The sequence below is a fragment of the Streptomyces sp. NPDC059166 genome, assembly GCF_042755185.1.
GTDB lineage: Bacteria > Actinomycetota > Actinomycetes > Streptomycetales > Streptomycetaceae > Streptomyces.
This window is the reverse complement of sequence record NZ_JBHZCI010000008.1, coordinates 83,082-109,233: the sequence shown is the minus strand read 5'-3', so window position 1 is coordinate 109,233 and position 26,152 is coordinate 83,082. Positions and strand designations below refer to the sequence as shown.

The 26,152-nt window shown below is 71.3% G+C and carries 30 protein-coding genes and 1 pseudogene; 18 read left to right on the top strand and 13 right to left on the bottom strand.

All coding sequences use genetic code 11. The features are described from left to right. Window positions 1–33 precede the first annotated feature (33 nt). The 5 genes from ACFXOA_RS08560 to ACFXOA_RS08540 all read left to right on the top strand — a co-directional run bounded on the left by ACFXOA_RS08560 (window position 34) and on the right by ACFXOA_RS08540 (window position 2,637). On the top strand, window positions 34–417 hold the full coding sequence (locus ACFXOA_RS08560) for a DUF4406 domain-containing protein (RefSeq protein ID WP_385024031.1): 384 nt from the start codon (window positions 34–36) through the stop codon (window positions 415–417). Then, on the top strand, window positions 414–1,073 hold the full coding sequence (locus tag ACFXOA_RS08555) for an NUDIX domain-containing protein (protein ID WP_385024029.1): 660 nt from the start codon (window positions 414–416) through the stop codon (window positions 1,071–1,073). The genes ACFXOA_RS08560 and ACFXOA_RS08555 overlap by 4 nt, the downstream gene beginning before the upstream one ends. 181 nt (window positions 1,074–1,254) lie before the next feature. After that, a complete protein-coding gene (locus tag ACFXOA_RS08550) occupies window positions 1,255–1,683 on the top strand; it encodes a VOC family protein (RefSeq protein ID WP_385024027.1) in 429 nt (142 codons plus the stop codon). 466 nt (window positions 1,684–2,149) lie between these two features. Beyond that, window positions 2,150–2,398: a hypothetical protein gene (locus ACFXOA_RS08545; RefSeq protein ID WP_385024025.1), complete on the top strand. Its 249-nt coding sequence runs from the start codon at window positions 2,150–2,152 to the stop codon at window positions 2,396–2,398. Then, window positions 2,395–2,637 carry a hypothetical protein gene (locus ACFXOA_RS08540; RefSeq protein ID WP_365520621.1) on the top strand — a complete coding sequence of 81 codons (243 nt, stop codon included), beginning with the start codon at window positions 2,395–2,397 and terminating at the stop codon, window positions 2,635–2,637. The genes ACFXOA_RS08545 and ACFXOA_RS08540 overlap by 4 nt, the downstream gene beginning before the upstream one ends. 66 nt (window positions 2,638–2,703) lie before the next feature. On the opposite strand, the gene ACFXOA_RS08535 is transcribed toward ACFXOA_RS08540, so the two are convergent. Continuing rightward, entirely contained in the window at window positions 2,704–3,216 is a 513-nt protein-coding gene (locus tag ACFXOA_RS08535) for a MarR family winged helix-turn-helix transcriptional regulator (RefSeq protein WP_385024023.1), read from the bottom strand. Between the two features lie 118 nt (window positions 3,217–3,334). Here ACFXOA_RS08535 and ACFXOA_RS08530 point away from each other — a divergent pair, with 118 nt between their 5' ends. Further along, window positions 3,335–4,273: an EamA family transporter gene (locus ACFXOA_RS08530; RefSeq protein ID WP_385024021.1), complete on the top strand. Its 939-nt coding sequence runs from the start codon at window positions 3,335–3,337 to the stop codon at window positions 4,271–4,273. Here ACFXOA_RS08530 and ACFXOA_RS08525 read toward each other — a convergent pair. Next, window positions 4,242–5,021, bottom strand: a complete 780-nt coding sequence (locus ACFXOA_RS08525) for a hypothetical protein (RefSeq protein WP_385024019.1) — start codon at window positions 5,019–5,021, stop codon at window positions 4,242–4,244. The two genes, ACFXOA_RS08530 and ACFXOA_RS08525, sit on opposite strands and share 32 nt — an antisense overlap. Before the next feature lie 218 nt (window positions 5,022–5,239). Between ACFXOA_RS08525 and ACFXOA_RS08520 the strand changes: the two genes are divergently transcribed. After that, on the top strand, window positions 5,240–6,223 hold the full coding sequence (locus ACFXOA_RS08520; protein ID WP_385024017.1) for a phosphotransferase family protein: 984 nt from the start codon (window positions 5,240–5,242) through the stop codon (window positions 6,221–6,223). Window positions 6,224–6,349: 126 nt separating this feature from the next. Here the strand turns inward: ACFXOA_RS08520 and ACFXOA_RS08515 are convergent, their stop codons facing one another. Beyond that, window positions 6,350–6,856: a YbjN domain-containing protein gene (locus ACFXOA_RS08515; protein WP_385024015.1), complete on the bottom strand. Its 507-nt coding sequence runs from the start codon at window positions 6,854–6,856 to the stop codon at window positions 6,350–6,352. Between the two features lie 70 nt (window positions 6,857–6,926). Then, window positions 6,927–8,276 (bottom strand): D-inositol-3-phosphate glycosyltransferase, encoded by a 1,350-nt coding sequence (mshA, locus tag ACFXOA_RS08510; protein ID WP_385024013.1) that lies wholly within the window; start codon window positions 8,274–8,276, stop codon window positions 6,927–6,929. A 201-nt stretch (window positions 8,277–8,477) separates the two neighbouring features. On the opposite strand from mshA, the gene ACFXOA_RS08505 reads away from it, so the two are divergent. The 3 genes from ACFXOA_RS08505 (at window position 8,478) to ACFXOA_RS08495 (ending at window position 12,845) form a co-directional block, all read left to right on the top strand. Beyond that, window positions 8,478–9,260, top strand: coding sequence for a class I SAM-dependent methyltransferase (locus tag ACFXOA_RS08505; protein ID WP_385024011.1), 783 nt, complete (start codon window positions 8,478–8,480; stop codon window positions 9,258–9,260). A 379-nt stretch (window positions 9,261–9,639) separates the two neighbouring features. After that, window positions 9,640–10,710: an NlpC/P60 family protein gene (locus ACFXOA_RS08500; RefSeq protein ID WP_385024009.1), complete on the top strand. Its 1,071-nt coding sequence runs from the start codon at window positions 9,640–9,642 to the stop codon at window positions 10,708–10,710. 785 nt (window positions 10,711–11,495) lie between these two features. After that, window positions 11,496–12,845 carry a PP2C family protein-serine/threonine phosphatase gene (locus ACFXOA_RS08495; RefSeq protein WP_385024007.1) on the top strand — a complete coding sequence of 450 codons (1,350 nt, stop codon included), beginning with the start codon at window positions 11,496–11,498 and terminating at the stop codon, window positions 12,843–12,845. Here the strand turns inward: ACFXOA_RS08495 and ACFXOA_RS08490 are convergent. The 3 genes from ACFXOA_RS08490 to ACFXOA_RS08480 form a co-directional block, all read right to left on the bottom strand. Beyond that, window positions 12,827–13,159, bottom strand: coding sequence for a DUF2516 family protein (locus tag ACFXOA_RS08490; protein ID WP_385024005.1), 333 nt, complete (start codon window positions 13,157–13,159; stop codon window positions 12,827–12,829). The genes ACFXOA_RS08495 and ACFXOA_RS08490 overlap by 19 nt on opposite strands. 252 nt (window positions 13,160–13,411) lie before the next feature. Beyond that, a complete protein-coding gene (locus ACFXOA_RS08485) occupies window positions 13,412–14,059 on the bottom strand; it encodes a hypothetical protein (RefSeq protein ID WP_385024003.1) in 648 nt (215 codons plus the stop codon). Window positions 14,060–14,087: 28 nt separating this feature from the next. Continuing rightward, window positions 14,088–14,597, bottom strand: a complete 510-nt coding sequence (locus tag ACFXOA_RS08480) for a helix-turn-helix domain-containing protein (protein WP_385024001.1) — start codon at window positions 14,595–14,597, stop codon at window positions 14,088–14,090. A gap of 826 nt (window positions 14,598–15,423) precedes the next feature. Here ACFXOA_RS08480 and ACFXOA_RS08475 point away from each other — a divergent pair. The 5 genes and pseudogenes from ACFXOA_RS08475 to ACFXOA_RS08455 all read left to right on the top strand — a co-directional run. Continuing rightward, window positions 15,424–15,846 carry a GntR family transcriptional regulator gene (locus tag ACFXOA_RS08475; RefSeq protein ID WP_385023999.1) on the top strand — a complete coding sequence of 141 codons (423 nt, stop codon included), beginning with the start codon at window positions 15,424–15,426 and terminating at the stop codon, window positions 15,844–15,846. Continuing rightward, entirely contained in the window at window positions 15,824–16,741 is a 918-nt protein-coding gene (locus ACFXOA_RS08470) for an ABC transporter ATP-binding protein (protein WP_385023998.1), read from the top strand. Before ACFXOA_RS08475 ends, ACFXOA_RS08470 begins: the two co-directional genes overlap by 23 nt. After that, window positions 16,738–17,634, top strand: coding sequence for a hypothetical protein (locus ACFXOA_RS08465; RefSeq protein WP_385023996.1), 897 nt, complete (start codon window positions 16,738–16,740; stop codon window positions 17,632–17,634). Before ACFXOA_RS08470 ends, ACFXOA_RS08465 begins: the two co-directional genes overlap by 4 nt. A gap of 187 nt (window positions 17,635–17,821) precedes the next feature. Beyond that, window positions 17,822–18,586 carry a hypothetical protein gene (locus tag ACFXOA_RS08460; protein WP_385023994.1) on the top strand — a complete coding sequence of 255 codons (765 nt, stop codon included), beginning with the start codon at window positions 17,822–17,824 and terminating at the stop codon, window positions 18,584–18,586. Window positions 18,587–18,756: 170 nt separating this feature from the next. Further along, window positions 18,757–18,966, top strand: a pseudogene (locus tag ACFXOA_RS08455) (alpha/beta fold hydrolase); the annotation flags it as partial. An 8-nt stretch (window positions 18,967–18,974) separates the two neighbouring features. Here ACFXOA_RS08455 and ACFXOA_RS08450 read toward each other — a convergent pair. After that, window positions 18,975–19,346: a VOC family protein gene (locus ACFXOA_RS08450; RefSeq protein WP_385024186.1), complete on the bottom strand. Its 372-nt coding sequence runs from the start codon at window positions 19,344–19,346 to the stop codon at window positions 18,975–18,977. Window positions 19,347–19,510: 164 nt separating this feature from the next. Here ACFXOA_RS08450 and ACFXOA_RS08445 point away from each other — a divergent pair, with 164 nt between their 5' ends. Further along, the gene (locus tag ACFXOA_RS08445; RefSeq protein ID WP_385023992.1) at window positions 19,511–19,840 is read left to right on the top strand and encodes a deoxyxylulose-5-phosphate synthase; all 330 of its coding nucleotides are present in this window, start codon (window positions 19,511–19,513) and stop codon (window positions 19,838–19,840) included. A gap of 107 nt (window positions 19,841–19,947) precedes the next feature. Here ACFXOA_RS08445 and ACFXOA_RS08440 read toward each other — a convergent pair whose 3' ends face one another. After that, on the bottom strand, window positions 19,948–20,580 hold the full coding sequence (locus ACFXOA_RS08440; RefSeq protein ID WP_385023990.1) for a TetR/AcrR family transcriptional regulator: 633 nt from the start codon (window positions 20,578–20,580) through the stop codon (window positions 19,948–19,950). Further along, on the bottom strand, window positions 20,577–21,356 hold the full coding sequence (locus ACFXOA_RS08435) for a TetR/AcrR family transcriptional regulator C-terminal domain-containing protein (protein WP_385023988.1): 780 nt from the start codon (window positions 21,354–21,356) through the stop codon (window positions 20,577–20,579). Before ACFXOA_RS08435 ends, ACFXOA_RS08440 begins: the two co-directional genes overlap by 4 nt. A 96-nt stretch (window positions 21,357–21,452) precedes the next feature. On the opposite strand from ACFXOA_RS08435, the gene ACFXOA_RS08430 reads away from it, so the two are divergent. Further along, window positions 21,453–22,421, top strand: coding sequence for an ATP-binding cassette domain-containing protein (locus tag ACFXOA_RS08430; RefSeq protein ID WP_385023986.1), 969 nt, complete (start codon window positions 21,453–21,455; stop codon window positions 22,419–22,421). Beyond that, complete coding sequence (locus ACFXOA_RS08425) at window positions 22,414–23,187, top strand: ABC transporter permease (protein WP_385023984.1); 774 nt, start codon at window positions 22,414–22,416, stop codon at window positions 23,185–23,187. The genes ACFXOA_RS08430 and ACFXOA_RS08425 overlap by 8 nt, the downstream gene beginning before the upstream one ends. Here the strand turns inward: ACFXOA_RS08425 and ACFXOA_RS08420 are convergent. The 3 genes from ACFXOA_RS08420 to ACFXOA_RS08410 form a co-directional block, all read right to left on the bottom strand. Beyond that, entirely contained in the window at window positions 23,168–24,253 is a 1,086-nt protein-coding gene (locus ACFXOA_RS08420; RefSeq protein ID WP_385023982.1) for a phosphotransferase, read from the bottom strand. The genes ACFXOA_RS08425 and ACFXOA_RS08420 overlap by 20 nt on opposite strands. Before the next feature lie 68 nt (window positions 24,254–24,321). Next, the gene (locus ACFXOA_RS08415) at window positions 24,322–25,092 is read right to left on the bottom strand and encodes an HAD family hydrolase (RefSeq protein ID WP_385023980.1); all 771 of its coding nucleotides are present in this window, start codon (window positions 25,090–25,092) and stop codon (window positions 24,322–24,324) included. Window positions 25,093–25,154: 62 nt separating this feature from the next. Beyond that, the gene (locus ACFXOA_RS08410; RefSeq protein ID WP_385023978.1) at window positions 25,155–26,084 is read right to left on the bottom strand and encodes a GntR family transcriptional regulator; all 930 of its coding nucleotides are present in this window, start codon (window positions 26,082–26,084) and stop codon (window positions 25,155–25,157) included. Window positions 26,085–26,152 lie beyond the last annotated feature (68 nt).

The following is a 26,152-nucleotide window of genomic DNA, read 5'->3' as shown; positions in this document are numbered from 1 at the left end:
TTCTTGCACGATTCTGCATGTATCTTAGCTGTCATGACCGACAAGCCCATGCTCATCCTGATAGCCGGCCCCTATCGCTCCGGCACCGACGGTGACCCGCAGGCCATGGCCACCAACCTCACCCGCCTCGAAACCGCCGCCTGGCCCGTCTTCGCGACCGGGCACCTTCCCGTCATCGGCGAGTGGATCGCCCTGCCCGTCCTCGGGTCCGTCGGCGCGGGCCCCACCGATCCGCTCGCCGACCGGGTACTCCCCGCCACCGCCGACCGGCTGCTCGCGCGCTGCGACGCCGTGCTGCGCCTGCCGGGCGAGTCCGTGGGCGCCGACCAGGACGTGGCCACCGCCCGCCGCCTCGGACTGCCCGTCTACCACGACATTGCCGAGATTCCCCGCCGTACGCCGCTGGAGACCGCGTGACCGGCGGCCCGGGTGTGGACACCCCGGACCACCGCGGCCGCACCGGCCTCCACCTCGCCGGACGCGACCTCGACCGCAACCCCGGCGTCCGGGTACGCGACGTCGAACTCACCTCCCAGGGCTGGCACGTCCTGCGTCGCACCACCTTCGACTTCCGGCGGCGGGACGGGAGATGGGAGACCCAGCAGCGTGAGACCTACGACCGCGGCGACGGCGCCGTCGTCCTGCCCTACGACACCGGACGCGGCTGCGTCCTGCTCACCCGGCAGTTCCGCTACCCGGCCTATGTGAACGGCCACCCTGACGGCATGCTCGTCGAAGCGGCGGCGGGGCTGCTCGACGCGCAGGACCCGCACACCGCGATCCGCCGTGAGAGCCACGAGGAACTCGGCGTCCGGCTCGGTCCGCTCACCCACGTACTCGACGCCTACATGAGCCCGGGCTCCGTCACCGAACGCCTCCACTACTTCGCCGCCCCCTACACCCAGGCCGACCGCGTGACCGCGGGAGGAGGCCTGGAGGAGGAGGGCGAGGACATCGAGGTCCTCGAACTCCCCTTCGCCGAGGCCCTCGACATGACCCGTGACGGGCGCATCATCGACGGCAAGACCCTCCTGCTCCTGCAATGGGCAGCGCTGCACGGGCCCTTCTCCTGACTGCGCCGCGGCTGAACGGCGACCGGTTCCGGCTCGTCGGGCAGGGCCGGGCACCCCATGGCGCGGACCCGGGCCCACACGTCGGCGCTCGTGCCCGCAGCGACTGACGTTCCGCGCCGGCCGAGCGAATCGCCTGCTCCCGCTCCCCCGCTTCGGGCGCCCCGCACGGCACAGTGGCCTCATGGACGCAGACAGCGGTAACACCCTGGCAGGCGCGCGCGGTGCGGCCACGCGGTTGCCGGCTCAGGACCTCGAGCGGGCGCGGCGGTTCTACTCCGAGAAGCTGGGGCTGGAACCCGTCGACGAGCGGCCCGGTGGGCTGCTCTACCGGTGCGGGCAGTCGGAGTTCGCACTGTTCCTGTCGACCGGCGCCTCACCGGGCACGTTCACCCAGATGGGGTGGACCGTCGACGACGTCGACGCGGTGGTGGCGGAACTCGGCCGTCGCGGCGTGGTGTTCGAAGAGGTGGACCTGCCGGGCTTCCGTACGCGGGACGGGATCGCGGAGATCGAGGGGAACTATCCGAGCAAGGGCGCCCGGGGTGAGCGGGGTGCCTGGTTCCGTGACAGCGAGGGCAACATGCTGGGCATCGGCCAGCCGGTCGTATAGGGCGGGCTGTCCCGCACGTCCCGGTGGATCGGCGCCCGGCGTCGGACGCGGTGCACCGTAAGGTGGATCGGCGCCCGGCATCGGACGCGGTGCACCGCAAGGCGGATCGACGCCCGGCGTCGGACGCGGTGCATGGCACAGCGGATTGACGTGCGGGCACCGGATGTCGTGGGACGGCGACGGCCCTTGAAGACCGCGCCGCCGACAGCCCTTGCGCCGACGGCCGTTGCCCGTCGGGCACCGGCCGCCCCGGCAGCCCGATCGGCCACCGTCCCGGCATCCGGCCGGACCGGCGACACCCGTCACACCCCACCGTCCCGGCATCCGGCCGGACCGGCGGCACGCGTCATGCCCCGCCGGTCCGGCACCCGCTAACGTGTCCCCCACACCGGCCTGTTACCCAGAACACATCCATGAGGGCAGGGGCGGGCGGGGCGCGCGAAGCAAGGAGATCGGGAGAGCGGTCATGGGCGAGTCTCTGAAGACCTACGTCGGCGGCACCGAGGTCGATGTGCCGAACAGCATCCCGGCGATCCGCGCCGCACTCCCCGAGGAGAGACGCGCGGAGTTCGACGAGGCCATCAACGACGCCGGGGTGCACGAGATCCAGGCCGTGATGCGCCACTGGATGCTCGAGTCCGTGCCCGACCCGGAGGCCGAGAAGATCCTGGACCGGCTGGCTCGGGACGAGGCCGAGAGGCGGAACGTCGCTTGAGTTTCCGCATCTCCTTCGCCCCGCCCGCCGATGACACCCTGGCCAAGATGCGCGACGGCGACTCGTTCCGGGACGAGATGGCGCGCACCCTGGGCCTGGACCCGTACGGTCACGCATCGACCGCCGTGAAACGTGAACGTGACCGGCGGGAGGCGACGGTGGCCGGCGCCATCGTGCTGTACTACGTCTCCGGTTCCGTGCTGACGGTCACCGTGGTCAGGCTCGTGCCCCTGCCCTGACACGGCACCGCGGCTCCTGGGCACCCTCCCGCCCAGCAGCCCGCCGGGCCGTGCGTCCAGCCCTCGTCACCGGAGTCCGACCTGCCGGTCGGTGTCGCCGAGGGACTCCAGCAGGTCTCGCAGGTCGTCCGCGATGCGCTCGCGCTGCCCCTCGCCCAGGCCCGACAGCAGGCGGTTCTGGTTCTCGACGTGGTCCCCGAGCACCCGGTCGATCAGCTTCCTGCCCGCCGGGGTGAGCGAGACGTGCACGCTGCGAGCGTCCTCCGCCCTTCGCGTACGCGTCACGAGTTCACGCTCCTCCAGCCGGTCGAGCCGCTGGGTGATCGCTCCCGAGGTGACCATCGCGGACCGCATCAGCTCCGCCGGGGTGAGCCGATGGGGCGCCGGGCTGCGCCGCAGCGTGGCCAGGACGTCGAACGCCGCCGGGTCGAGATCGTGCGCGCCGAAGACCGCACGCTGCTCCGCCTCGACGATCCTGGCCAGCCGCTTGATCCGCCCGATCACCCCCATCGACGAGGTGTCGAGGCCGGGGCACTGCTCCGCCCACTGCGCCAGTACGCGGTCCACATGGTCACTCATGCGTTCAGCATAACTTTCGCTCAGCATTGACTTAGCGTTGAGATATCAGGTTGCTTAGTGCTAAGTAATCACGCTACCGTCCTGTCATGACGCAGAAGATCTCGAGCGGAGGTGCCCGATGAGCGGAAACCGGATCGCGGCGGATTCGGCCGTCACCGCCCTCGCCCCGCTGGTGTGGGGTTCCACCTATCTGGTCACCACGGAGTTCCTGCCGCCCGACCGGCCCCTACTGGCCGCGACCGTAAGGGCGTTGCCCGCAGGGCTGATCCTGCTCGCCATCGGCCGGCAACTGCCTCGCGGGGATTGGTGGTGGCGGGCCGCCACGCTCGGCACGCTGAACATCGGAGCGTTCCTCTACCTGCTCTTCGTCGCCGCCTACCACCTGCCCGGCGGGGTGGCCGCCCTGGTCATGGCCGTCCAGCCGACGATCGTGCTCGCCCTGTCCTCGCTGTTGCTGAAGGAGCGGATCACCGCCGCGAGCGCCGTCGCCTGCGGCCTGGGGCTGGCCGGCGTCGGCCTCCTCGCCCTGACACCGGGCGCCGGCGTGGACGCGGCAGGTATCGGCGCGGGACTCCTCGGAGCCGTGTGCATGGCCGCCGGCATCGTGCTGACCAAGCGATGGGGCCGTCCGCCGGAGATCGGCCTGCTGACCTTCACCGGATGGCAGTTGAGCGCCGGCGGGATCGTCCTGCTGCCCGCGATGCTGATCGGGGAGGGACTGCCGGGATCGGTCGACGGCCGGAACGTCGCCGGGTTCGCCTACCTCGGCCTCGTCGGCGCACTGCTCGCCTACGCCGTGTGGTTCCGCGGGGTGGAGCGGCTGCCCGCGTTCACCGTGTCCGTCCTGGGCTTCGGCTCGCCGCTCGCCGCGATGACGCTCGGATACGTCGTGCTGGGCGAATCCCTATCGCCGGCCCAGCTCGGCGGGGCACTGCTGGTCCTCACCGCCGTGTGCTTCGCGCTGCCCCGGAAGCCGAAGGGGCGGAAGCCGGTCCCCCAGCCCCCGCCCCCTCACCCGAGCACACTCAGCCGAGCTTCCCGACCTGCGCCTCGATGACCGCGGTCGGCAGCGGGAAGTCCGCGTCGGCCCCGGTCTTCCCGAGATTGAAGGAGAAGAACGTGGCGACGGTGCCGCCCTGACGCAGGCTCACCAGCTTGAAGGGGGCCGCCTCGTCGCCCTCACCCATCTGCACCCGCCAGGCAAGCGCCTCCTCGCCGCCGGTCACCTTCTCCTCGGTCAGCTTGGTGACCTTCTGCTTCGAACCCTTCATGGTGAGCGTGAAGCCGCCGGTCGCGCACTTCGCCGCGGACTCGCGCAGCTCGGCGATGTTCTTCGCGGCTCCGTCACCGTCGTACGAGGCGAGGGTGACGAGGGAGGAGGTCATGTCGAGCATGCCTGCCAGCGCGTCCTCGGGATCGGCGGTCTCGTCGACCTTGGGCTCCTGGACGACCTTGCGTCCGGCGTTCCCCACCGGGGTGCCCCGCTCGACGCCGTAGAAGGCGAACCCGATGGGCTCGCACTCCTTCTTGTCCACGGTGACCTCTCCCGGCCGGGCGATGTCCTCGGGCCCGGTCCTGGTGACCTTGTGCCCCGCGACATCACCCTGCTCCAGGGACGCCTTCTCCAGCTCGGCCGTCGTCAGCGCCTTGACCGCCGAGGGCTTGGCGGACGCCTCGTCCTTGCCTCCGGCGGCACCGCCGTCACCCTTGGCATCGGAATCCGAACCGCTGCACGCGGTGGCGAGCAGGGCCAGGGACGCCACGGCGGCGGCGAGGGCGGTGCGGCGTACGGCAGCGGTGCGCATGGGTCGTTCAACTCTCCGTTCGAAGGAGCAACAGCGCCGCCCGAGCGCGCACTTCGGCACCCGGGGAGGGCTGTCGCGGTGTCGCACACTCTACGATCGGGCACCTGTCCGATGCCCGGCTCGCGCCGTCACGGGATGTGATCGTGACTCCGCTGTGATCACGCTGTGAGAGCGCTGTGGGTCGGCTCGTGCACACAGTCCAGCCATGAGGGGCCCGCATGTCCGTCGACGCAACAGCAGCCGTACTGACGTCCCTCGGGGTCCGGGAGAGTGAGGTCGTCTCGCGGGAACCGCTCACCGGGGGCACCTACAACACCGTCACCCGCGTGATCCTGGACAAGGGAAGGGACTGGGTGGTGAAGGTGCCGCCCGGGCACCCCACGGGGCTGAGCTACGAACGGCGCCTGCTCGTCAACGAGTTCACCTTCTACCGTGCGGCCGCCGAGGTGGGCGGCGGGGTGATCCCCCGGGTGGTGCGGAGCGCGCTCTCCCCCGACGGGCCGGCCGGCATGCATCTCGTCATGACCACGTGCCCCGGGCGCCCTTGGAGCACCATGACCGAAGAGCTGCAGGCCAGTGACAGCCGGGCGCTGCGCACCGAGTTCGGGGGCATCGTCGGTCTGCTCCACGGGGTGACCGGACCGGCGGGGTTCGGATACCCGTCCGAGGCCCTGGGGCCGCTCGCCCCCACCTGGCGGGCGGCGTTCACCTCGATGACGGAGGCCGTGCTCGCCGACGCCCTGGCATTCGCCGCGCGCCTGCCGCGCCCTGTGGAGGCGATCCGTTCGGTGCTCGCCGGGGCGTCGGACGTACTGGACGAGGTGACCCGGCCCGCCCTGGTCCACTTCGACCTGTGGCAGGGCAATGTCCTGGTGACCGGGGAGCCGGGCGCGCTGCGCGTCGGGGGCGTCATCGACGGGGAGCGGATGTTCTGGGGCGACCCGGTCGCCGACCTGGTCTCCACCTCCCTGTTCGAGGATCCTGAGACGGACGCGGACTTCCTCGCGGGGTACGCGGCCTCGGCCGCCGAACCACTCGTCTTCTCCCCGTCCGTACGCCGCCGTCTCGACCTCTACCGGAGCTACCTCTACCTGATCATGCTCACCGAGACCGTGCCGCGGGGCCCGGACCTCGAGGTGCTGGACCTCACCTGGAAGGAAGTGGCACCGAGGCTGGAGGCGGCACTCGACCGACTGTCCTGAACCCGCGGCACCGGTACCCCGTCGCGCAGCCTTCCTGCCTGAGGGCAGGGCCGCTTCGGCAGGAGGGTCGCCCGGTCAGGAGGGTCGCCCGGTCAGGAGGGTCGCCCGGCCAGGAGGGTTGCCCGGTCAGGAGGGTCGCTTCGTCAGGTGGGTGAAGGCGTCCAGGTTGCGGGTGGACTCGCCGCGCTCCACGCGCCAGGCGTACTCCTTGCGGATCGCGCTCGCGAAACCCAGCTCCAGCAGCGGGTTGAACGCGCCGTCGGCCGCCTCCAGCACCGCCCCGAGGAGCCGGTCGAGCTCCTCGGGCGTGACCACCGAGAGCGGGAGCCTGCCTACGAGGTAGATGTCGCCGAGCTGATCGATGGCGTAACTAACCCCGAAGAGACGGAGGTTGTGCTCCAGGAGCCAGCGATGCACCGCGGCGTCGTTCTCGTCGGGGTGGCGGATGACGAACGCGTTGAGGGAGAGGGAGTGCTGCCCGACGATCAGTGAGCAGGTCGTGGACAGCTTGCGCGTACCGGGCAGCTTCACGACGTAGTTGCCGGGCCCGGGGCTCTCCCACTCGAGCTCGGCGTCGTCCAGCGTCGCCTCGATGACCTGCGCCGCTGCTGCTTCCTCGGATACGTCAGCCATGGTGCGAGCGTACGACAGGCGGTCGCGCCCAGGAGTGGACGGCGGCCCTCGGCCGTGGTGCGGACGGTCCTCAGCGGTGGTGCGAGCGGGCGCGGCGCCGGTGGTCGTGCATCGCCGCCGTGTAGACATCGGCCGTGGCCGCGGCGGCCGTGTCCCAGCCGAAGGACTGGGCGTGCGCGGCGGCCGCCTCTCCCATCCGCCCTGCCAGCCCCGCGTCGTCCGCGAACCTGCCGAGCGCCCGTGCGTACGCCTCGGGGGCATGGCCCTGGATCAGGAATCCGCTGACCCCGTCGCGGACCGCGACCGGCAGGCCGCCGACCTCTGCCGCGACCACCGGCGTGCCGGCCGCCTGCGCCTCGATGGCGACGAGCCCGAAGGACTCGCTGTACGAGGGCATGACCAGCACGGACGCAGCCCGGAACCAGTCGGCGAGCTGGTCCTGCCCGACCGGCGGGTGGAACCGTACGACGTCGGCGATGCCCAGGCGCGCGGCGAGCTTCTGCAGGCCTTCGGGCTTCGCGAGCCCGCTGCCGCTGGGGCCGCCGACGACGGGGACAACGATGCGGGAGCGCAAGGAGGGGTCCCGGTCCATGAGTACGGCGACCGCGCGGAGCAGTACGTCCGGTGCCTTCAGAGGCTGGATCCGACCGGCGAACAGCGGGATCAGCGCGTCCTGCGGCAGGCCCAGCCTGGCGCGTGCGGCCGCGCGGCCGTCGCCGGGGCGGAACCGTTCGAGGTTGACCCCTGGGTGCACGACGGCGACCGAGGCCGGGTCGGCCTCGTAGAAGCGGATGAGCTCGTCGCCCTCCCCGGCGGTGTTGGCGATGAGCCGGTCGGAGGCGTGCACGATCTGGGTCTCGCCGATGACACGTGCGGCGGGCTCGGGGGTGTCGCCCTCGGCGAGCGCGGCGTTCTTGACCTTCGCCATGGTGTGCATGGCGTGGACGAGCGGTACGCCCCAGCGCTGGGCGGCCAGCCAGCCGACCTGCCCGGAGAGCCAGTAGTGGGAGTGGACCAGGTCGTAGTAGCCGGGCCGCTGGCCGGCCCACGCCTGCATCACCCCATGGGTGAAGGCGCAGAGCTGGGCGGGCAGCTCCTCCTTGGCGAGCCCTTCGTAAGGGCCCGCGTCGATGTGCCGGACGAGGACCCCGGGCGCCAGCTCGACCGTCGGGGCCAGCCCGCCGGTGGTGGCCCGGGTGAATATCTCGACCTCGATGTTGATCGCGGCGAGGCGCTTGGCCAGCTCCACGATGTAGACGTTCATGCCGCCGGCGTCGCCCGTGCCGGGCTGGTGCAGCGGGGAGGTGTGCACCGAGAGCATCGCGACCCGGCGGGGCTTGCGGCTCCCGGCGAATCCGCCCGGGAAGCGGATACGGGGTGCCGCACGGCTGCTGCCGAGCCGGGAGACGTACTGGCTCACGGTCCGCTCCTCCTCGCTCAGGGCATGACGCGTCGGGGGCAGAGAGCCCCTTCGAAGGGCGAAAACAGTGGAACCAAGCCTTTCATTTCCACTTTGCCAAATCATTGCGTTCTCCCCGGCGTGCCGGAGCGGCATGCCGGTGGCCCTCCCCGCCCTGCTCCCCCACGTCTGCCCGGCCGCGCTTCGCATACGCTCGCTCCCATGCACCAGCGCCCCATCGGCACCGCGACCCGCGGGACGACCAACCCCAACCGGCTCCGCCGGATGGACCGCTGGATCGCAGCCACCCACGGCGCCGCCCTGCGCCGCAGCGATTCCCCCGTCGCGGTCGACCTGGGCTACGGCGCCGCACCCTGGACCGCCGTGGAACTGCTGGAGCGATTGCGCGCCGCCGAGCCGCGCACCACCGTCGTGGGCATCGAGATCGACCCCGTACGCGTCGCGGCGGCGCGGCCGTACGAGCGGGAGGGCCTCACCTTCGCGCACGGCGGCTTCGAGGTCCCCCTGGAGGGCCGGCCGACGCTGATCCGAGCGGCGAACGTGCTCCGGCAGTACGACGAGGGCGAGGTCACCGCCGTCTGGCAGCGGCTGTGCTCCCGTCTCGCGCCGGACGGCCTGCTGGTCGAGGGGACGTGCGACGAGATCGGCCGCAGGCACGTGTGGGTCGCGCTGGGCCCCGAAGGCCCCCGAACCGTCACCTTCGCGACCCGGCTCGCCTCCCTGGACCGCCCTTCCGACCTCGCCGAGCGTCTCCCCAAGGCGCTGATCCACCGCAACGTGCCCGGCGAACCGGTCCACGCCTTCCTCCGGGATCTGGACCGCGCCTGGGCCACGGCCTCGCCCTACGCGTCGCTGGGTGCCCGGCAGCGCTGGATCGCGGCGGTCCGGGCGGTCTCGGCCGACTGGCCGCTGACGGACGGGGAGCGCCGCTGGCGCCAGGGGGAGATCACCGTCCGCTGGACCGCCCTGCGTCCCGGCGGCTGAGGCGGACCGCCACCCGGAGGCCGGACCCGCGTGCCGAGCCGACGGGGCGGGCCACCGCCCGCCGACCGGCCGCGCCCTCCTCGGACGGCGCGGCCTGCCACCACCCGCCCGTCACCACCCGCCCGCCATCACCCGCCCAGCCGGCCCGCACTCCCGGCGGACAAGGGACGTCCGAGGCGGAAACGGCCCGTGAACAGGGGTGGATCCGGGAACACCGGTGGATCATTGTTCGTCTCATTGTGTGACGGGGCCGGTGACGCGGACCTCTGTTGCTTTTCGGGACACCGTGGCACGATCGCGTCACCACCCAGAAGTTACTGACGGTAAGTCACTTGTAGGCGGGAAGGCTGCCATTGCCTCTCGCCCCGAGGGGGAGCTTGTGAACCGACGCCACTGTGCCTCTGCCGCGATCACTCTGGTCTGCGCACTGGCCGTGCTGACCGCGCCGGTCCAGGCCATGGCGGCTCCGATACCGGAGCCGGCCCCGTCCGCCACGGCGTCCGCCGCCCCGGGGAAGAAGACGCTCGAGCAGGTGCGCGAGGAGATCGACACCCTCTACCGGAAGGCGGGGGCGGCGACCGACGCGTACAACCTCGCCGAGGAGGAGTCCAAGAAGCAGTCCGCCGAGATCGTCAAGCTGACGAAGGCGATCGCGGACGGTCAGGCGAGGATCGCCGAACTCAAGGACAGGGCGGGCGCCCAGGCGCGCGAGCAGTACCGCAACGGCGGGCTCCCGCCGGGTGCCCAGCTCGTCCTGAGCGGCGACCCCGACCTCTTCATGGACGGGATCAACCAGGCCCGGCAGGGCCAGCAGGCGACCAAGGGCATGCTGACCGAACTGGAGCAGGCCCAGGAGGACTTGGAGACGTACACCCAGGACGCAAGCCTCAACTGGAAGAAGGTCGAGGCGAGCCGGGTCAAGCAGGCCAAGGCCAAGAAGAGCATCAACGCCCAGATCAAGGCCGCGGAGAAGCTGGAATCGGAGCTCGCCGAGGAGGAGCGGGCCCGGCTCCTGAAGATGGAACAGGACGCTGCGTCGACGGCACAGGCCGCCTGGCTCTCCTCGGGTGCGCTGAAGGACATCAACCGCGAGGCGAGCGCCGCCGGCAGGAAGGCCCTGGCCTTCGCGACCGCCCAGATAGGCAAGCCGTACGTCTGGGGGGCCGAGGGCCCCGCTTCGTACGACTGCTCGGGACTGACCTCGCAGGCCTGGGCCGCGGCGAAGAACCCGATCCCGCGGACGTCCCAGGAGCAGTGGCGGCAACTGCCCCACATCCCCATCCAGGACATGCGCCCCGGCGATCTGATCATCTACCACAGCGACGCCAGCCACGTCGGTATGTACGTCGGCGACGGCTCGATCGTCCACGCACCCCGCCCCGGACGGCAGGTCACGCTGACGGGCGCCGGCTCCATGCAGATCCTCGGCGTGGTCCGGCCGGACAAGTAGTCGGCAGGTAGCCGCCGGGAGTTGTGAACGGCCACCCGGTCCGTCAGTCCTGGTGGCCGGAGGCCGGCCGTCGCGCACCGGGCCCCGGTCCGTGTCCGTGTCCGCGGACCGCTGCGCGCCCGGGGACCGGTGCGCGCCCGGCGACCGGCGCGCGCCCGGCGACCGGTACGTATCCGTAGACCGGTCCACGTCCGTGGAACCGGCGCGTGCCCGTGAGCCGGTCCCTGCCCGTGAACCGGTCCCGGTCCGTGCCCGTGCACCGGTCCGTGCCCGAAGACCGGCGTGTGCGTGACCGGTCGCTGTCCGACCGGCCCGGGTCCGCACACCGGCCCGGGTCCGCACACCGGCCCGGGTCCGTACACCCGCCCGGGTCCGTACACCCGCCCGGGTCCGCACACCCGCCCGGGTCCGCACACCCGCCCGGGTCCGTGCAAGACCGGTCAACTCCCCACTCCGGTCCCGCGCCCTCGGCCTCCCCGGCGCCCTCGGTTCCTCCAGCGCTCACATGCCGGTTCCAGCCACGCGTAGGACATCCCGGCGGACGTGCCGGGCGATGTGTGCGGTGCGTGTCGGCCGCGTGATGTTTGTCATGACCTCATGTCCGTTTCATGCGCGCCGATCACGCCGGATCCGTGGTGGGAAGCGGCTTATGGCCCTGCCCGGTACACGGGATGATCGCCAGGCACCATTCCGTTCCCCCGCCACGGACCGCTATCGTCCCGTCGGCGGGTCGTCGTTCGTCGGCCCGCCCGCGCCCTCGGGGGGAGGGAAGGAAACCCGAACCGATGCCCGTACCCGTACCGCAGCAACGTGCCGTTCCCGCTGCGGAGACCACTCATGGCGCCGACCTCACACTCCTGGTGATCGAGGACGACCCTGCGGGCACCTTCGCCGTACCGGATCTGTCGTCCACCTCGGGTGCGCGGGTCCGTGTCCGTACCGCCCGCAACCTCACCGAGGCCGGGCGGCTGCTCACCGACGACGTCGACTGCATCCTGCTCGACCTCGACCTCGACACGGCGGCCCGTCCGGCCGGCGCACGTGCCGAGGCCCGCGACGCCGGGACCGGGGCAACCGGCGGGCTCGCCGCGCTCGAACACGTACTGCGCATCGCCCCGCGTCACGCCGTGCTCGCGCTCACCGCCGAGGACGACGCCGAGCGCGCGGCCGAGGCCGTACGGGTGGGGGCGCAGGACTACCTCTTCCGGGACGAGCTCGACGGACGCCTCCTCAGCCGGGCCATCCGGTACGCCGTGGAGCGCAAGCGCGCGGACATCGCCCAGCACCAGCTGACGGAGTCGCGTCTGCGCGCCCAGGAGAACGCCCGCCTGGAGCGCGGTCTGCTCCCCACCCCGCTCCTCGATGGATCCGACCTCGCCTTTGCCGCCCACTACCGTCCCGGGCGCAGCCGCGCACTGCTCGGCGGGGACTTCTACGACACGGTCCGCACGTCCGACGGCACGGTTCACGCGATGATCGGCGACGTCTGCGGCCACGGTCCGGACGAGGCCGCGCTCGGCGTGGAACTGCGTATCGCCTGGCGTGCCCTCACCCTGGCCGGGCTCTGCGGCGACGCCCTGCTCTCCACCCTCCAGCAGGTCCTGGAGCACGAACGGCAGAGCGAGGAGATCTTCGCGACGCTCTGCACCCTCGACATCGCACCCGACGGGCGCCGCGCCGGCCTCTGCATCGCCGGCCACCCGGCACCGCTGATCGCCCGCAAGGGCCGGGCGGCACGGCTCCTGCCGTACGAGGACGGCGGCCCGGCACTCGGCCTGCTGCCGCACGCCCGGTGGCCGCGGCGCCAGGTGGAGCTGGGCGGCTCCTGGAGCCTGATGATGTACACGGACGGGCTGATCGAGGGCCGCGTCGGGCAGGAGGGCACCCAGCGGCTGGGCCAGGACGGAATGGTCGCCATGGTCAACGGCCGCCTGGACCAGGGGCTGGGCGGAGAGGCGCTGCTGGAGTCCGCGGTCACCCAGGTCCAGGAGCTGAACGGCGGCGAGCTGACCGACGACGTCGCGGTGCTCCTCCTCGAACGCGACGAGTCCCGGATACGGCGAAGGGGCGGAAGCGCCCTGCGCTCCCGCCCCGGTGCCACGTCCGCCGCGGGCGCTCAGCGCCCGCCGTTGTAGGGGCCGTACGGTCCGTCGCTGCTGGAACCGCCGCTCCGGCCTCCGCCCGACACCGCCTTCAGCGCGGGCTTCACGTCCACCATGAAGACGATGGAGGCGATGACGCCCGCGATCTGCAGGAACAGGATCGGGATCACGAGGTTCACGAAGACGGTCACGCCGAGGATGATCAGCCAGAAGGACTTCTTCTGCTTGTCCGCGGCCCGGTAGGCGTCCTCGCGCGCCGTCACGGCGAAGACCAGCGCGACCACGGCCAGGACGAGCATGGCCAGGTACAGCAGCTGGAGGAAAGAGCCGAATGCTTCGAGCAACACGGTGAGCACCGCCTAGTCAGTGGATGAGCGCCTCGTGGCCAACGTACCGGGACGACGAGGTACTGGGACAACGACCCGGGCATCCCGAAAGGTGCCCGGGTCCCCGGCCCGGCAATCCTGGGACCGCCCCGCCCGGCCTCGCGGAGCGGTCCACGGCCTGCTGCGCACTCGTCCGACCTCGCACGCGCCGGACTTCACACGCATCCGGCCCCGCACGCGCGCTATACGCGCGCGCCGGACCCCGCGCGGGTCCTACTTCGCGGAGGGCGGGGTCGCCTTCTTCGCGGCGGGCTTGCGCGCGGGCGCGGTCTTCTTCGCCGTCGCGGCCGGGGCGGCCTTGGACTCGGCGGCCTTCGGGGTGGGCTTCTTCGCGGCGGGGGCCACCGGCTTCGCGGGCGTCGCCGGCTTCACCGCCGCGTCGGACTTCTGCTTGGGCACCGCCTTCGGCTCCGCCTCGACGACGGCCGCGATGTCGATGATCTCCTCGGCCGTCTCGCCGCGCCAGGTACGCACGGTGAGCTCACCGCGCTCGGCGACCTTCTCGTACGTCTCACGGGCCCGGACCGCGTACTCGGCGGCCACACCCACACCCCGCAGTGCCAGGTCCTGGGCGCTCTCGCCCCACTTCCTCAGGTCGGTGTCCAGCGAGCCGAAGACCTCGCTGACCTTCGCCTGCACGGTGGCCTGAGCCTCCTTGGCCCCCGTGGTGACCCGCTCCTGGACGGCCTTCGGGTCGGTGTTGCGCACGGCCTCGAACCGCTCGGGCGCCTCGGCGCGCAGCTGGTCGATCAGCGCGGGCACCTTGCGCGCCTGCTCCACGGCGAGGTCGGCCGTGCCTGCGGCGAAGTAGAGGGGGGTCGGGTCGGTGAGGGTCTTACGCAGGTCATCGGTGATGGCCATGACTGTGGTCCTCCCGGATCATCAGAAGTCAGTTAGCTGGTGGGTCTGCATCACTGCCGCCGGCCGTACGGGGGCCGCGGGCATCCGGACCGGCACCGTTCGCGTCACCGGCACCGCTTTCCGCCTCGGCGTCGATTCTGCTCTCCGCACCGGTCCCGCCGTGGGACTCGGCGCCGGTGTCGGGCGCGACATCGAAACCGTTCTCGCGGCGGAAGGAGTCGTAGATCTGCAGCAGTACGTTCTTCTGCCGCTCGTTGATCGACGGATCGGCCAATATGACCGCCCTCGTCTCCAGTTCCTCCCGCTCCCGTTCGTCGAGGATCCCGGCGCGCACGTAGAGCGTCTCGGCGGAGATCCGCAGGGCCTTCGCGACCTGCTGGAGCACCTCCGCGCTCGGTTTGCGCAGACCGCGCTCGATCTGGCTGAGATACGGATTGGACACCCCGGCGGCGTCGGCGAGCTGCCGCAGCGAGAGCTGCGCGGTACGCCGCTGCTCCCGCAGGTACTCGCCGAGATTGCCGACGTTGAGTGATGCCATGCCTCGATACTGCCCACCCTTGCTAACTTTTGCAAGCGCCTGCTTGCAAAAGTGTTCCGAACGATGTGTGACCGTGCTGTTGTGACGAACGGTGTGTGACCGTGCTGTTGTGACGAACGATGCGTGACCGTGCTGTTGTGACGAACGATGCGTGACCGTGCTGTTGCGACTGGGCCCGATGCCGGTCACTTGACCAGTAGGGCAGGTCAAGCCGTCTCCTGCGCGTGCAGCAGTACCGAGCGCCTCCCTGGCGGCTTCGCAGGCCGTGACCATCACGAGATCGTGTCCGCCGTCGGGATGGACGGCGAATCCGGCACCGAGCAGACCCCCGACGGGAGTCCCGCGGTCCATCACCGGCCGCCACGGCCCGGGAGCCGGCATGACGGCTGCGGCGAGACAGCGCTCGCGCACCTTCTGCCGGCACTCCGCGATCAACTCGTCTCCTCGATGCGATCCACGCGTCGCCTCGTCGGCGATGCGACGAACAGCGGGCGATCAAGGTCCTGTTCGAGCTCCTCGACGAGTTCGCCGCCGAGCGCCGAAGCGGCGCAGGACCCCCGGACCTCAGGTCGAGCGGGACGCCGCACCGGACAGCGCCTCACTCAGGATGAACCATTGCCGGTCAGCGCCTCGCCATGGTTCACCTCGGCCGAGACGGGGCACCGCCCGGGCGCCGACCGCGTACTCGCGTCGCGGCGCCCGGCCCCGCCCCGGCCGAGGCCCCTCGGGCGAGTTCACGGCGGAGCCTCGCGATCGCCGCGCATTGACTTACTCCACTAGTTCAATGCATCATTCCATTAGTCCATTGATGGAATGAGGTTCCGCCGTGGCGTTCGCCTTCCGGATCGATCGGGGCGGTGGGATTCCCGCCTACGTCCAGATCGTCCAACAGGTCCAACAGGCCCTGCGCATGGGCCTGCTGACACCGGGCGACCGGCTGCCGACAGCGCGTGCGGTGGTCGAGGCGACCGCGCTGAACCCCAACACCGTGCTCAAGGCGTACCGCGAGCTGGAGTCCCAGGGCCTGGTCGAGACCCGGCGAAGACACGGGACCTTCGTGACCGGAACCCTCGGCGCTCCCGCCGCCGCGGCGGACTCGCGTTGGCGGGACGAACTGGCGGACGTGGCCACCCGGGCCCGTGAGGCGGGTCTGGAGCGCGACGACCTGGCCGCACTCTTCACCGATGTACTCGACGACCTCTATCCCTCGAAGGAGCAGGTACCAGATGCCGTACCCCACCAGCCCTGACGCGGCGCTCGCCGCCGACGGTGTGAGCATGCGACACCGGCGCCGGGGACCGGACGTCCTGGACGACTGCACCTTCGAGATACCCGCCGGCGTGGTCTGCGCGCTCGTCGGGCCGAACGGCGCCGGGAAGTCCACACTCCTGGAACTGGCCGCGGGCCTGCGGCGGCCGACGTCGGGCACGGTGAAGGTCCTGGGCGGAGCCCCGCGCGCCGGTCACCCCCGGGTCGCCTTCCTCGCCCAGAGCCGGCCGCTGTTCAACCGGTTCACCGTCGCCGAGACCCTGCGCACGGTCGAGCGCCTCAACGGGGGCGACTGGGACGCGGAGCTGGTGGAGCGGATCGCGGACCCGTCGCGCTTCCACCGGACGGACCGGGTCGGGGACCTGTCCGGGGGCCAGCGGACCCGGATCGCGCTGGCGCTCACCCTGGGCAAGCGGGCCGACCTGGTGTTGCTGGACGAGCCGATGGCCGACCTGGACGTGGTGGCCCGCCGGGAGGTGATGGGCCTCCTGATGGCCCACGTCGCCGAGACCGGGACCACCGTGGTGATGTCCTCGCACATCATCTCCGAGCTGGCGGACGCCTGCGACCACCTGCTGCTCCTCGACGAGGGCGCGGTACGGCTCAGCGGCGACATCGACGACCTCACCGCCGCCCACGCGGTGGTGACCGTCCCCGGCGGGGCCGACCGGCTCGGCGACCACCCGGTGATCGAGTCACGGCCCGCCGGACGCGGCACCAGCGCGCTGATCCGCCCGGCAGGCCCCCTGCCCCAGGACTGGGAGGCCCGTCCCCCCTCCCTGGAAGAACTCGTCCTCGCCCACCTCACGGGCCCCGAGGCACCCGGCCGCAGCCGGGGTTTCACCGCACCGATCATCAAGGACCACGCCGCATGAGCGCCACCACCGTCACCACCGCGAACGAGTCCCCCCGGCTGCCCCTGCTGCGCCTCGCCCTGCGTCAGTACTGGCTCGTGGCCGCAGTGGTCCTGCTGCTGGCCGTTCGCATCGCCGTGCCGATCGTGTACCACTACGGGAGCTGGGCGGACGCCATCGCGCTGCGCGAACGGGTCGGCAACCACGCCTACCACTTCGAGAGCTTCGTCTCCGACGCCCACACCCTGACGACCAGGCTGCTGAACGACGGCAGCGGCCTCGCCTTCCTGCCGGCGCTCCTCGCCGCGGCGGCCGTGGCGGTGCTGACGGCCCGAGAGTGGGAGAGCCGGAGCGTCGTCCTCGCCCTGACCCAGTCGGTCACCCCCACCCGGTGGTTCAGCGTCCGCTGGGCCACGGTCGCGGCGGTCTTCGTCGTGCTGACCGCACCGCTGACGGTGCTCTTCCAGCGCAGCGCCGGGTACGCCGTCCAGCACGATCTGCTGGTGCACGGTGCCCAGTGGTCGACGGCGGCCTTCACCATCGGCCCCGTCACCGTCGCCTACACCGTCCTCGGAGCCGCCGCGGGTGCCTACGCCGGCACGCTGCTGCGCCGCACCTGGGCCGCGCTGATCGCCGCACCGCTGCTGACCTGGCTGGCGACGGCGGTCCTGGTCCGCTCGCGACTGGTCCTGCTGGTCGACTTCCCGATCTTCTCCAAGGTGCACGGGTTCCACCCCGGCGGCATCCTCGGTCTGACCTTCTACGACGCGCTGCCCCAGGACGTCTACCTCATCAACTCCCTCGACATGGGCGACTACTGGGGTTACCAGATCGCCTCGAGCGCGCTCGCCCTCGCCGTGGCAGCGCTCCTCGGGTGGGCGGCACTGCGCACCCTGCGCCGCCGCACGGCGTGACGCGGCGCCCCGGGCACGTACCCGGGGCCGCACACACCCCCCCGCCCGCGGATCCACTCCCCGACGCCGCCCCCCGTGCTTTCCACCGGGCGACGCCCGCCCGCACGCCGAGACCGCGGCTGACCTGCCGGCGATCACGCCTCAGGACCGTCCCGCGTACACCGACGACGAACCCGAATCGAGTCCAGTGCACACCACCAGCCCCCACGCCGCGGAGAACGAGATCCGTGGCTACCTGAGTGCCGTCGACCGAGCGGCCTCCGCCCTTCCGCCCTCCGCCCGCGCCCGGCTCACCGGCGACCTCGCCGAACGTATCGCCGTCGCCCTCGCCGAGCGGCCCGGCGAGGTCGCCGAGGTCCTCGACGAGTGCGGCGACCCGTACGAGATCGGCTCCGCCGCGGTGCGCGCCGCGGGTCCGGCCACGAAGGAGTCCTCCTGGACGCGGCCGGAGAGGGTCGTCGGGCTCTTCGCCGCGGGCACCGCCGTGGGCATCGTCGCTCAGCTCGCACCGGGCGAGGCGGTGCACGGAATCCTCCGGCTGCCCGTGTTCCTGCTCATGTACGGCGGCATCGCGGCCCTGTGCATGTCCCGGTGGTGGACAAGGGCTCGGAAGTGGACCGCTGTCGCCTGGATCTTCGTACCCAACCTCCTGGTGATCACCGTCGCCGGGATGGCCGGGCACACCGCCACCACCGAGATCGACGGCGGGAACGCCCTCGGGGTGTCGACGTTCGTCGTCGGCGAGTGCGTACGCGTCGGCCTGTACCTGTGGCTGTGGACCCGCCGGTCCGAGCCCGCCCCCCGGTGGGAGCCCTCGGCCTTCCCGCGCTGGGCCAGGGTCCTCGTCATCGGCGTCGTGGCCCTCTTCGTCGTGGCCGAGGTCGTCGTGTGGATCGTGGATCTGCGAACCGGCTCGCTCTCCGGAGTCAGGGGCGGCACCCTGAGCCCCTGACCGGGAACCGGTCGTGAGCCGCGCGCGGGCGGCACGGAACCGGTCGCGGGATCGGCGGGAGCGGCCCCGCGGGTGTGCCGACCGCACGCCGGCGGGATCCGCCCGGAGGTGTCCGGTCCCCGGCGCGTTCCCGGTCTTGCCGCCCGCAGGCTCCTGTCGCAGGGTGAGGCATGCAGAATTCACCGACCTTCGTCCTCGTCCACGGTGCCTTCGCCAACTCGTTCTCGTTCGCACCGCTCCAGGCCGAACTCGCCCTGCTCGGGCACCGGTCAGCCGCCGTCGACCTTCCGGGACACGGCTTCGAGGCGACCTTCCCGGCGGCCTGCCAGGCCCCTCAGGACCTGGACGCGCTCGCCGCGGAACCGGGAGACCGACGAGGACCGGGCGGTCAGCGACGGACGATGCAGAAGGGGTGACCCGCGGGATCGGTGAGTACCCGGGCCTTGTCGCCCAGCGGCTGGTACTCCGGCTTCCCCGCCCCCAGTTCCCGCAGTCGCGCCTCGGCCGCGTCCAGACTCTCGGCGACCCTGAAGCAGATGTGAAGCTGCTGCGGGGAGGTCTGCCCGGGCCAGCTCGGAGGCAGGTAGTCCTCGACCCGCTGGAACCCCATGAAGAGCCCGTCCTCACGGTTGAGACCGGCGAACTCGTCGTCCGACCTCGGATGCGGCTCGTATCCGGTGGCCTGCCGGTAGAACTCCGCCAGCGCCATCGGGTCGGGGCAGTCCAGCGTGATCGCGACCAGTTCCATCTGCGGGGGCATGCGGCTCTCCGGTTCGTCGGACTTCACGGCTGCCCCCGAGCACAGCAGGACTGACCCGTACCGCGCGAACGCTTTTGGGGCGGTGCAGGACGGCTCGGACCGGTCCGCCGAGCGGGCCCTCAAACCGGTGGAACGGCAAGGGCCCTCTCCCATAGCCTCGCCCCATGCCCGCCAACAGCTCCTTCGTCTGCCTCCCCTGCCGGGCCTCCTACAAGCAGCCCGGAGGCGGAAGCCCGGAGCGCCGGTGCCCCCGGTGCGCGGGGGCGCTGATCGGCGTGGGCGCGGCGTTCCAGGCACCGCGACGGCGTGACACCGCCGCATGGCGTGCGCTCTCCGTACTGCTCAACGCCGGCGTCCGCTTCCACATGGGCTGCTGCACCGGGCCCGGATACCGACCGCGCACACTGCGCGAGGTGAAGGAGCGGATGGTCCACGCGGGGCGCACCGGGGAGCCGTACGCCGGCGTTCTGGTCCGTGAACACCTGCACGGATGACGGGGCGGTGGCTGAACGGCGGGTGGTCATCCGCACCCGGGTGTCGCGCTCGGCATGGCCGCCACTCCCTACCGCGAACCGTCCGAATCCGTACGGCCCGTTCGGGCTCACCCCGGCCGGGGGGTGAACAGCCCCTTCGCCAGTTGGCCGAAGGCCAGCCCGGCCGCCGCCCTCGCGTCCCCGTACACCTGGTCGGCGCTCTCCCCCGCGTCCACGCGCCGCCAGTTCTCCTCGGCCAGGATGCGCAGTACGGCGATGATCTGCCCCGCCGCGAGCCGGGCCGCGACGGGGGTGCGGGGGTCCAGCGCGCGGGCGAGCGCCTCCTCGGAGCGGCCCTGGTAGGCGTACAGCCTGGCGACGAGCGAAGGGGTCCCGTAGAGCAGCCGGTGGAAGGCGAGCACATGCGGGTGGTCGCAGAGTCCGGTCACCGGGTCACGGCTGTCCAGGCCGGTGATGAAGTGGTGGCGCAGCGCGTCGAGGGGGGACATGCCGTCCGGCCGGCCGGAGACGACCCGCGCCGCCTCGTCCTCGTGGTCGGCGAACCGGTGCAGGACCAGGTCCTCCTTGGACGGGAAGTAGCGGAACAGCGTCGGCTTGGAGATGTCGGCGGCGGCCGCCACCTCGGCCACCGAGACCCTGTCGAAGCCCCGCTCGAGGAACATCGCGATCGCGGCGTCGGACACGGCCTGGTAGGTCAGCTGCTTCTTGCGCTCGCGCAGGCTGATCTTCTCGTCGGTCACGACCGCGCCTCCCTCGCGATGAGCACCTCGATGCCGTCGAGCACCCGCTCCAGGCCGAACTCGAAGTCGTAGTCGTCCGGGTCCGGTTCACTGAGGGCGCCCGAGGCAAGCAGTCTGGTCAGCGCCGGGTGGCGGACGGGGTCGACCAGCCGGTTCACCGTCCGCTCCCACCGCGCCATCACCTCGTCGACGGAGATGCCCTTCTCCTCCACCGTGGAGGCGATGTCGCTGGTGACGAGGGCCTCGTTCCGCACGAATCCCGAGACCAGGAGGATCACGGAGATCTTCTCGCCCTCGGCCAGCCCGGTGCCTTCCAGCGCCTGCAGCCCCTGCTCCCACCAGGCGACCGAGTGGGGGCTGGCGGGCGGCCCGGTGATCGGGATACGCAGGGACCACAGGTTGCGCCGGAACATCCGGCGCTGGGCCCACGCCCACTCGCCGAGCGCCTCCCGCCAGCCCGCCCCGGCCTCCAGGGCACGCAGCGGTTCGGGGGCGCCCATGGCGGCCTCCTGCATGAGGACGTACAGCTCGTCCTTGGCGGAGACGTAGCGGTACAGCGACATCGTGGAGGCGCCCAGCTCCTTGGCGACCCGGCCCATCGAGACGGCGGCGACGCCCTCCGAGGACGCCAGCGCCACGGCGGCGGCGACGATCCGGTCCAGGCTCAGCCCGGGCTTCGGTCCCTTGACCGGACGGTCACGCAGCCCCCAGGCAGCCTCGATGCTGGCCGGCAGGCCTGTCTCGCCCGGCGCGGACGCACCGCTGTTCTCCGTCATCCGAAGCCACCTTCCCCAGTACCGGCTTGCCACCATCCTAGGTTTGCGTAATGCTTACGCAGTAACGCGTATGTCATACGCAGATGGGGGAGCTCCATGAGCACAGGGACGCACGACGTCATGATCGAGGCGCAGAACCTCACCAAATCCCACGGCAGAGCGGGCTCGCGGGTCCGCGTCCTGGACGGGGTCGGCCTCACCGTCACCCGCGGCGCGATCCACGCCCTGCTAGGACCGAACGGTGCCGGCAAGACCACCACCGTGCGGATCCTCGCCACCCTGAGCACCGCCGACTCCGGCACGGCCCGCGTCGCCGGCCACGACGTGGTCTCCGAGCGGCGCCAGGTGCGCCGGGCCATCAGCCTCACGGGCCAGTTCGCCGCGGTCGACGAGGCGCTCACCGGCGAGGAGAACCTGCGGATGATGGCCAGGCTGCACGGACTGAACCGCGCCCGCGCACGGCAGCGGGCCGACGAACTCCTCACCCGCTTCGACCTCACCGACGCGGCCCGCCGCCAGGCACGTACGTACTCCGGCGGGATGCGGCGCCGCCTGGACCTCGCGGCCGGGCTGGTCGGGTCACCCGAGCCGGACGTGTTCTTCCTCGACGAACCCACCACCGGCCTCGACCCCCGCAGCCGCCGGGAGCTCTGGCAGGTGGTGCGCGACCTCGCGGGCCGGGGCGCCACCGTGCTCCTCACCACCCAGTACCTGGAGGAGGCGGACCAGTTGGCCGGCCGCATCTCCGTGCTCGCCCAGGGCCGCATCGTCGCCGAGGACACCCCCGACGCGCTGAAGACACGGGTCTCCGGGCACCGCCTGGATCTCGTCCTCAGCAGCCGCGAGGCCTACCTCCGGCTCGCCACCCGCGCGGTCCACCACTCCCCCGAGACCCTCACACTCGGCTTCCCCACGGACGGTTCCGCCGCCCACGCCCGCGCCCTCCTCGACGAGATCGACCCGGGCCGCACCGACGTCGACCGGTTCACCCTCCACCGGGCGACCCTCGACGACGTGTTCCTCGCCCTCACCACCGAGAAGACGGAGGCACCGGCCCATGTCTGACGCACCCGGAGTTCTGACCCACACCGCGGTCATGACCGGCCGCAGCCTGCTCGTCAGCCGCCGCAACATCGACGCGCTCATCACCGCGATGGCGCTGCCGATCATGCTGATGCTGATCTTCGTCTACTTCTTCGGCGGAGCGATCGACACGGGGGCCGACTACGACTCGTACGTCATGTACGTCGTCCCGGGCGTCCTCTTCCTCTGCGCCGGCTTCGGCTCGGCCACGACCGCGGTGGCCGTCAGCGAGGACATGAAGAACGGCATCATCGACCGCTTCCGCTCCCTGGACGTCGCCGGACTCCCGGTGCTCGCCGGTCACGTCGCGGCGAGCACGGTCCGCAACCTGGTCTCCACCACGCTGGTCTTCGCCGTCGCCCTCGCCATCGGCTTCCGCCCCGCGGCGACCCTCACGGGCTGGCTCGCCGTCACCGCGGTGCTCCTCGCCTACATCGTCGCCCTGTCCTGGACCGCCGCGGCGATCGGCCTGCTCGCCCGCACACCGGAGGCGGCGAGCGGCTTCACCTTCTTCATGTCCTTCCTGCCCTACCCGAGCAGCGCGTTCGTCCCGGTCGACAGCATGCCCGGCTGGCTCCACGGCTTCGCCGACCACCAGCCCGTCACCCCGGCCATCGAGTCGCTCCGGGGCCTCCTCCTGGACCAGCCCGTGGGCAACACCCCCTGGATCGCCCTCACCTGGGCGGCCGGAATCCTGCTGGCGGCGGTGGCCCTGTCGGGGGTGCTGTTCAGGGCGCGGACGCGGTGACGTGACCGAGCCACCGGTCGTAGGCGCGCATGATGTCGCGCGGTGACGGCACCGAGTCGAGCCCGAGGGGAGCGCGGGCCCGTGACAGCACCTCACGGATCCTGTGCGCCGTCACGGGGATCCGGGTCAGGGCGGGCCCGGATCCCGGCCGTATCAGGCCGATCGCCCCGCGGATCACATCGGTGTGCACGGAGTGGACCCGCTTGTACTCCAGAAGCGTGTCCACATCCTCCCGCCACCCCTTGGCGCACTCCGGCCTGACCTCCCGGACCGCCTCGGACCAGAGACGGGATATCCGTTCGGCCTCCAGCGAGGAATACCTCATCAGGTGCAGATGCGTGGCCAGGTCGTAGAGCGGATCGCCGATCATGGCGAGTTCCCAGTCGATGGCCCAGAGGTCGTCCGCCTTGTCCACGATGAGATTCAGCCGGTGCAGATCACCGTGGAGGAGTGTGAAGGGCCGGTCCGCCATCGTCCGGGCCCGGCGCCTGATGCCGCCCATCGCACCGTCGCGCACTCCCAGGTCGTGGAAGAGCGAGCCGAACCGGTCGCTGTGGCGTCGGTAGACCTGCTCCTCGGTGAACGAGACAAGGCCGTCCAGGAAGGCTCCGCATCCGCCCTCGGATGCGTGGTGCGCACCGTCACAGCTCCGTTGCGCGGTGATCGATCCAGGCGCCACCACGACCAGTTCCGCGAAGAGACGCCCGAGCTGGGCGGCATGCCTCACGGACAGAGCCCCCGCCGGCCGCCGGGCCAGCGTGCGCCCTTCGATGAACCCCTGCAGCAGCACGTGCTCGTCGAGCTCGACGATCTCCGGTATGCGGCTCACCCGGCCGCGCAGATCCAGCAGCAACCGGTCCTCGGAGAGGAAGCAACTGCGGTCGAACCGGAACAGCTCCGAGCGTGGCTCATGCACCTTGCAGCGCATCGACCCCTGAGGCAGCGCGAATACGTACGTCTCACGGTAGTGGCCTCTGTAGGGACCTTCGATCGCCGTGCCGTCGAGGGGAGCGCCGGCGCCACCGTCCAGTGGCCCGCGCACATCCATCGTGATGTCGACCGTCAACGCCGCTCCCTCGACCGTGAAGGGACACGATCGGCCACCCACCGGGCCGGGACGAGGCAGACCTGCCCCTAGCCGCGGACACCGATCGGCAGCCGTCCCGCTCCCGACTGCCTCGACCGCGCGCGCCGCAGGGCCACTTCGGCAAGGCCCCGCAACGAACGCACCGTGCACCGGGCACCCACGTCCTCGAGGACCCGGCGTCTGCGCTCACTCACCGCGTAACCAATGAACGGTACACCGACAGCCTGAGCGGCCAGGAAGTCCGCGCACGAATCCCCGATCATCACCGCTGTCGCCGCATCCGACCCCGTCGACTCCAGGGCCCGTACCAAGCAGTGAGGGTCGGGCTTGAGCAGCGCCGGGTCCGGACCACGCCCATGGACGTGCTCCGCAGCCGGCGCGGACCACCGCTGCCGCTCGAGGAACCGTCGCACCGCGGCGGGGGTGTTGTTGGTCGTGACAGCTTGCTTCCATCCACCAGCCGCCAGCGCCCCGACGAGTTCGCGTGCGTGCTCGGTCGGTGTGGCGCCACCGGCCGCCTCGATCTCCTCCCGGGCCAGGAACTCCTCCGCACGACTGGTCGTGGGGCCGGGTCCGTGATGCTTGAAGACAGCCTGGAGGAGCGCCAGCGGGTCACCCGCGACCGAGACCGCCACCTGCGGGTCGCAGCCGAAGCCGGGGAGCCGTTCGGCCAGCTCAGTGGCGACCCCGGTGGCCGGGCGAGCGGCGAACAGGTCGCACAGGGGCCCGTCGAAGTCGAGAAGAACGCAGTCCGCCGATTCCAGGAGCGCGTCCGGATCCAGGACACCGGAAAGGGAGGCAGCGGGCCGGGCACTCATGTCTGTGATCCGTTCGAAAGGAAAAGGGAAGCGGTGAAGGGGTGATGCCGCACCGAGTGCGGTCAGAACGTCGCTCGTGTGGCCAGGTTTTCCCAGGTGGCGTCGAAGAACTTTCGCGCGGCCCGCACGACTCCGGCCTGCTCCGGAGTGGAGTCGGCCGCAGCCCGGAACGGGTAGAGGGTCGCTCCCGTGCCGAAGGCGTCGTAGGTCGCGACCTCTTCGCCGTCGGGCAGGGTCGCGATGCCTTCCTCGGGGATGTAGAAGCCCTGGAGAACCACGCGGTTGTTCAGGATGTACAGCTTCATCTGAGGCGAGAAGGGGACCAGGCGCACCTGCACGTCGACCTCTTCCACGAGCTTGAGGCGTCGGAGTTCGAAGAGGGCGTTCCGCAGCATGGTCACGTGGCTGTGCAGGATCCCGCCGAGCCGGGCACGCACCCGGGGATCGTCCTCGTCCGCCACCTGCCGGGGGATCGCCAGCGCTGTCGACTCGGTGTTGGGAAGCAGCAGCCGGGCGGCGATGCTCCGGGGCGGGGGGATCTCGCGGGCAACTATGCGGTCCTTCTGGTCCACGACCCTGGCGGCGAGCGACTCCGTCGTCATCGAGAAGACATCGAGCTTGACCACGTTGGCTTCGAATGCCTCCACCAGGTAGGGCCTGAGCAGCACCGGTGTCACTCGCTCCGACACGACGGCCCACACGCCGCTCTCCGGGCTCTCCGTAGGAGACGGCACCTGACGCCCGTCTCCGGGATCTGACGCCACGAAGGATCCACTCCCCTGCCGGGTGACGATCAGCTCCTCCTTGCGCAGCAACGACAGTGCTTGGCTGACCGTCGCCCGGGACACGTGGAAGCGTGCGGCCAACTCCTCCTGTGTGGGCAGGCGTTCTCCTGGCCGGTGAACCCCGCTGTTGATCTCCTTGCGGAGTTCGTCAGCAACCCATCGGTACTGATAGGTGCCTTCACGTGGGGCCGAACCATCACTTGTCACGCTGCAACCTTACAACTACCCGCCTGCATGCGGGCACTTGATGCACGCCAAGAGTGAGTTGCAGGGGT

Bases quoted from the DNA above. Each gene is read 5' to 3' on its own strand.
- ACFXOA_RS08525 (WP_385024019.1), bottom strand. From the start codon at position 5,021: ATGCGCACCGCTGCCGTACGCCGCACCGCCCTCGCCGCCGCCGTGGCG.
- ACFXOA_RS08560 (WP_385024031.1), top strand. From the start codon at position 34: ATGACCGACAAGCCCATGCTCATCCTGATAGCCGGCCCCTATCGCTCC.
- ACFXOA_RS08550 (WP_385024027.1), top strand. From the start codon at position 1,255: ATGGACGCAGACAGCGGTAACACCCTGGCAGGCGCGCGCGGTGCGGCC.
- ACFXOA_RS08515 (WP_385024015.1), bottom strand. From the start codon at position 6,856: ATGGCTGACGTATCCGAGGAAGCAGCAGCGGCGCAGGTCATCGAGGCG.
- ACFXOA_RS08520 (WP_385024017.1), top strand. From the start codon at position 5,240: ATGTCCGTCGACGCAACAGCAGCCGTACTGACGTCCCTCGGGGTCCGG.
- ACFXOA_RS08495 (WP_385024007.1), top strand. From the start codon at position 11,496: ATGCCCGTACCCGTACCGCAGCAACGTGCCGTTCCCGCTGCGGAGACC.
- ACFXOA_RS08415 (WP_385023980.1), bottom strand. From the start codon at position 25,092: ATGAGTGCCCGGCCCGCTGCCTCCCTTTCCGGTGTCCTGGATCCGGAC.
- ACFXOA_RS08505 (WP_385024011.1), top strand. From the start codon at position 8,478: ATGCACCAGCGCCCCATCGGCACCGCGACCCGCGGGACGACCAACCCC.
- ACFXOA_RS08545 (WP_385024025.1), top strand. From the start codon at position 2,150: ATGGGCGAGTCTCTGAAGACCTACGTCGGCGGCACCGAGGTCGATGTG.
- ACFXOA_RS08430 (WP_385023986.1), top strand. From the start codon at position 21,453: ATGAGCACAGGGACGCACGACGTCATGATCGAGGCGCAGAACCTCACC.
- ACFXOA_RS08480 (WP_385024001.1), bottom strand. From the start codon at position 14,597: ATGGCATCACTCAACGTCGGCAATCTCGGCGAGTACCTGCGGGAGCAG.
- ACFXOA_RS08465 (WP_385023996.1), top strand. From the start codon at position 16,738: ATGAGCGCCACCACCGTCACCACCGCGAACGAGTCCCCCCGGCTGCCC.
- ACFXOA_RS08435 (WP_385023988.1), bottom strand. From the start codon at position 21,356: ATGACGGAGAACAGCGGTGCGTCCGCGCCGGGCGAGACAGGCCTGCCG.
- ACFXOA_RS08530 (WP_385024021.1), top strand. From the start codon at position 3,335: ATGAGCGGAAACCGGATCGCGGCGGATTCGGCCGTCACCGCCCTCGCC.
- ACFXOA_RS08425 (WP_385023984.1), top strand. From the start codon at position 22,414: ATGTCTGACGCACCCGGAGTTCTGACCCACACCGCGGTCATGACCGGC.
- ACFXOA_RS08485 (WP_385024003.1), bottom strand. From the start codon at position 14,059: ATGGCCATCACCGATGACCTGCGTAAGACCCTCACCGACCCGACCCCC.
- ACFXOA_RS08535 (WP_385024023.1), bottom strand. From the start codon at position 3,216: ATGAGTGACCATGTGGACCGCGTACTGGCGCAGTGGGCGGAGCAGTGC.
- ACFXOA_RS08445 (WP_385023992.1), top strand. From the start codon at position 19,511: ATGCCCGCCAACAGCTCCTTCGTCTGCCTCCCCTGCCGGGCCTCCTAC.
- ACFXOA_RS08450 (WP_385024186.1), bottom strand. From the start codon at position 19,346: ATGCCCCCGCAGATGGAACTGGTCGCGATCACGCTGGACTGCCCCGAC.
- ACFXOA_RS08470 (WP_385023998.1), top strand. From the start codon at position 15,824: ATGCCGTACCCCACCAGCCCTGACGCGGCGCTCGCCGCCGACGGTGTG.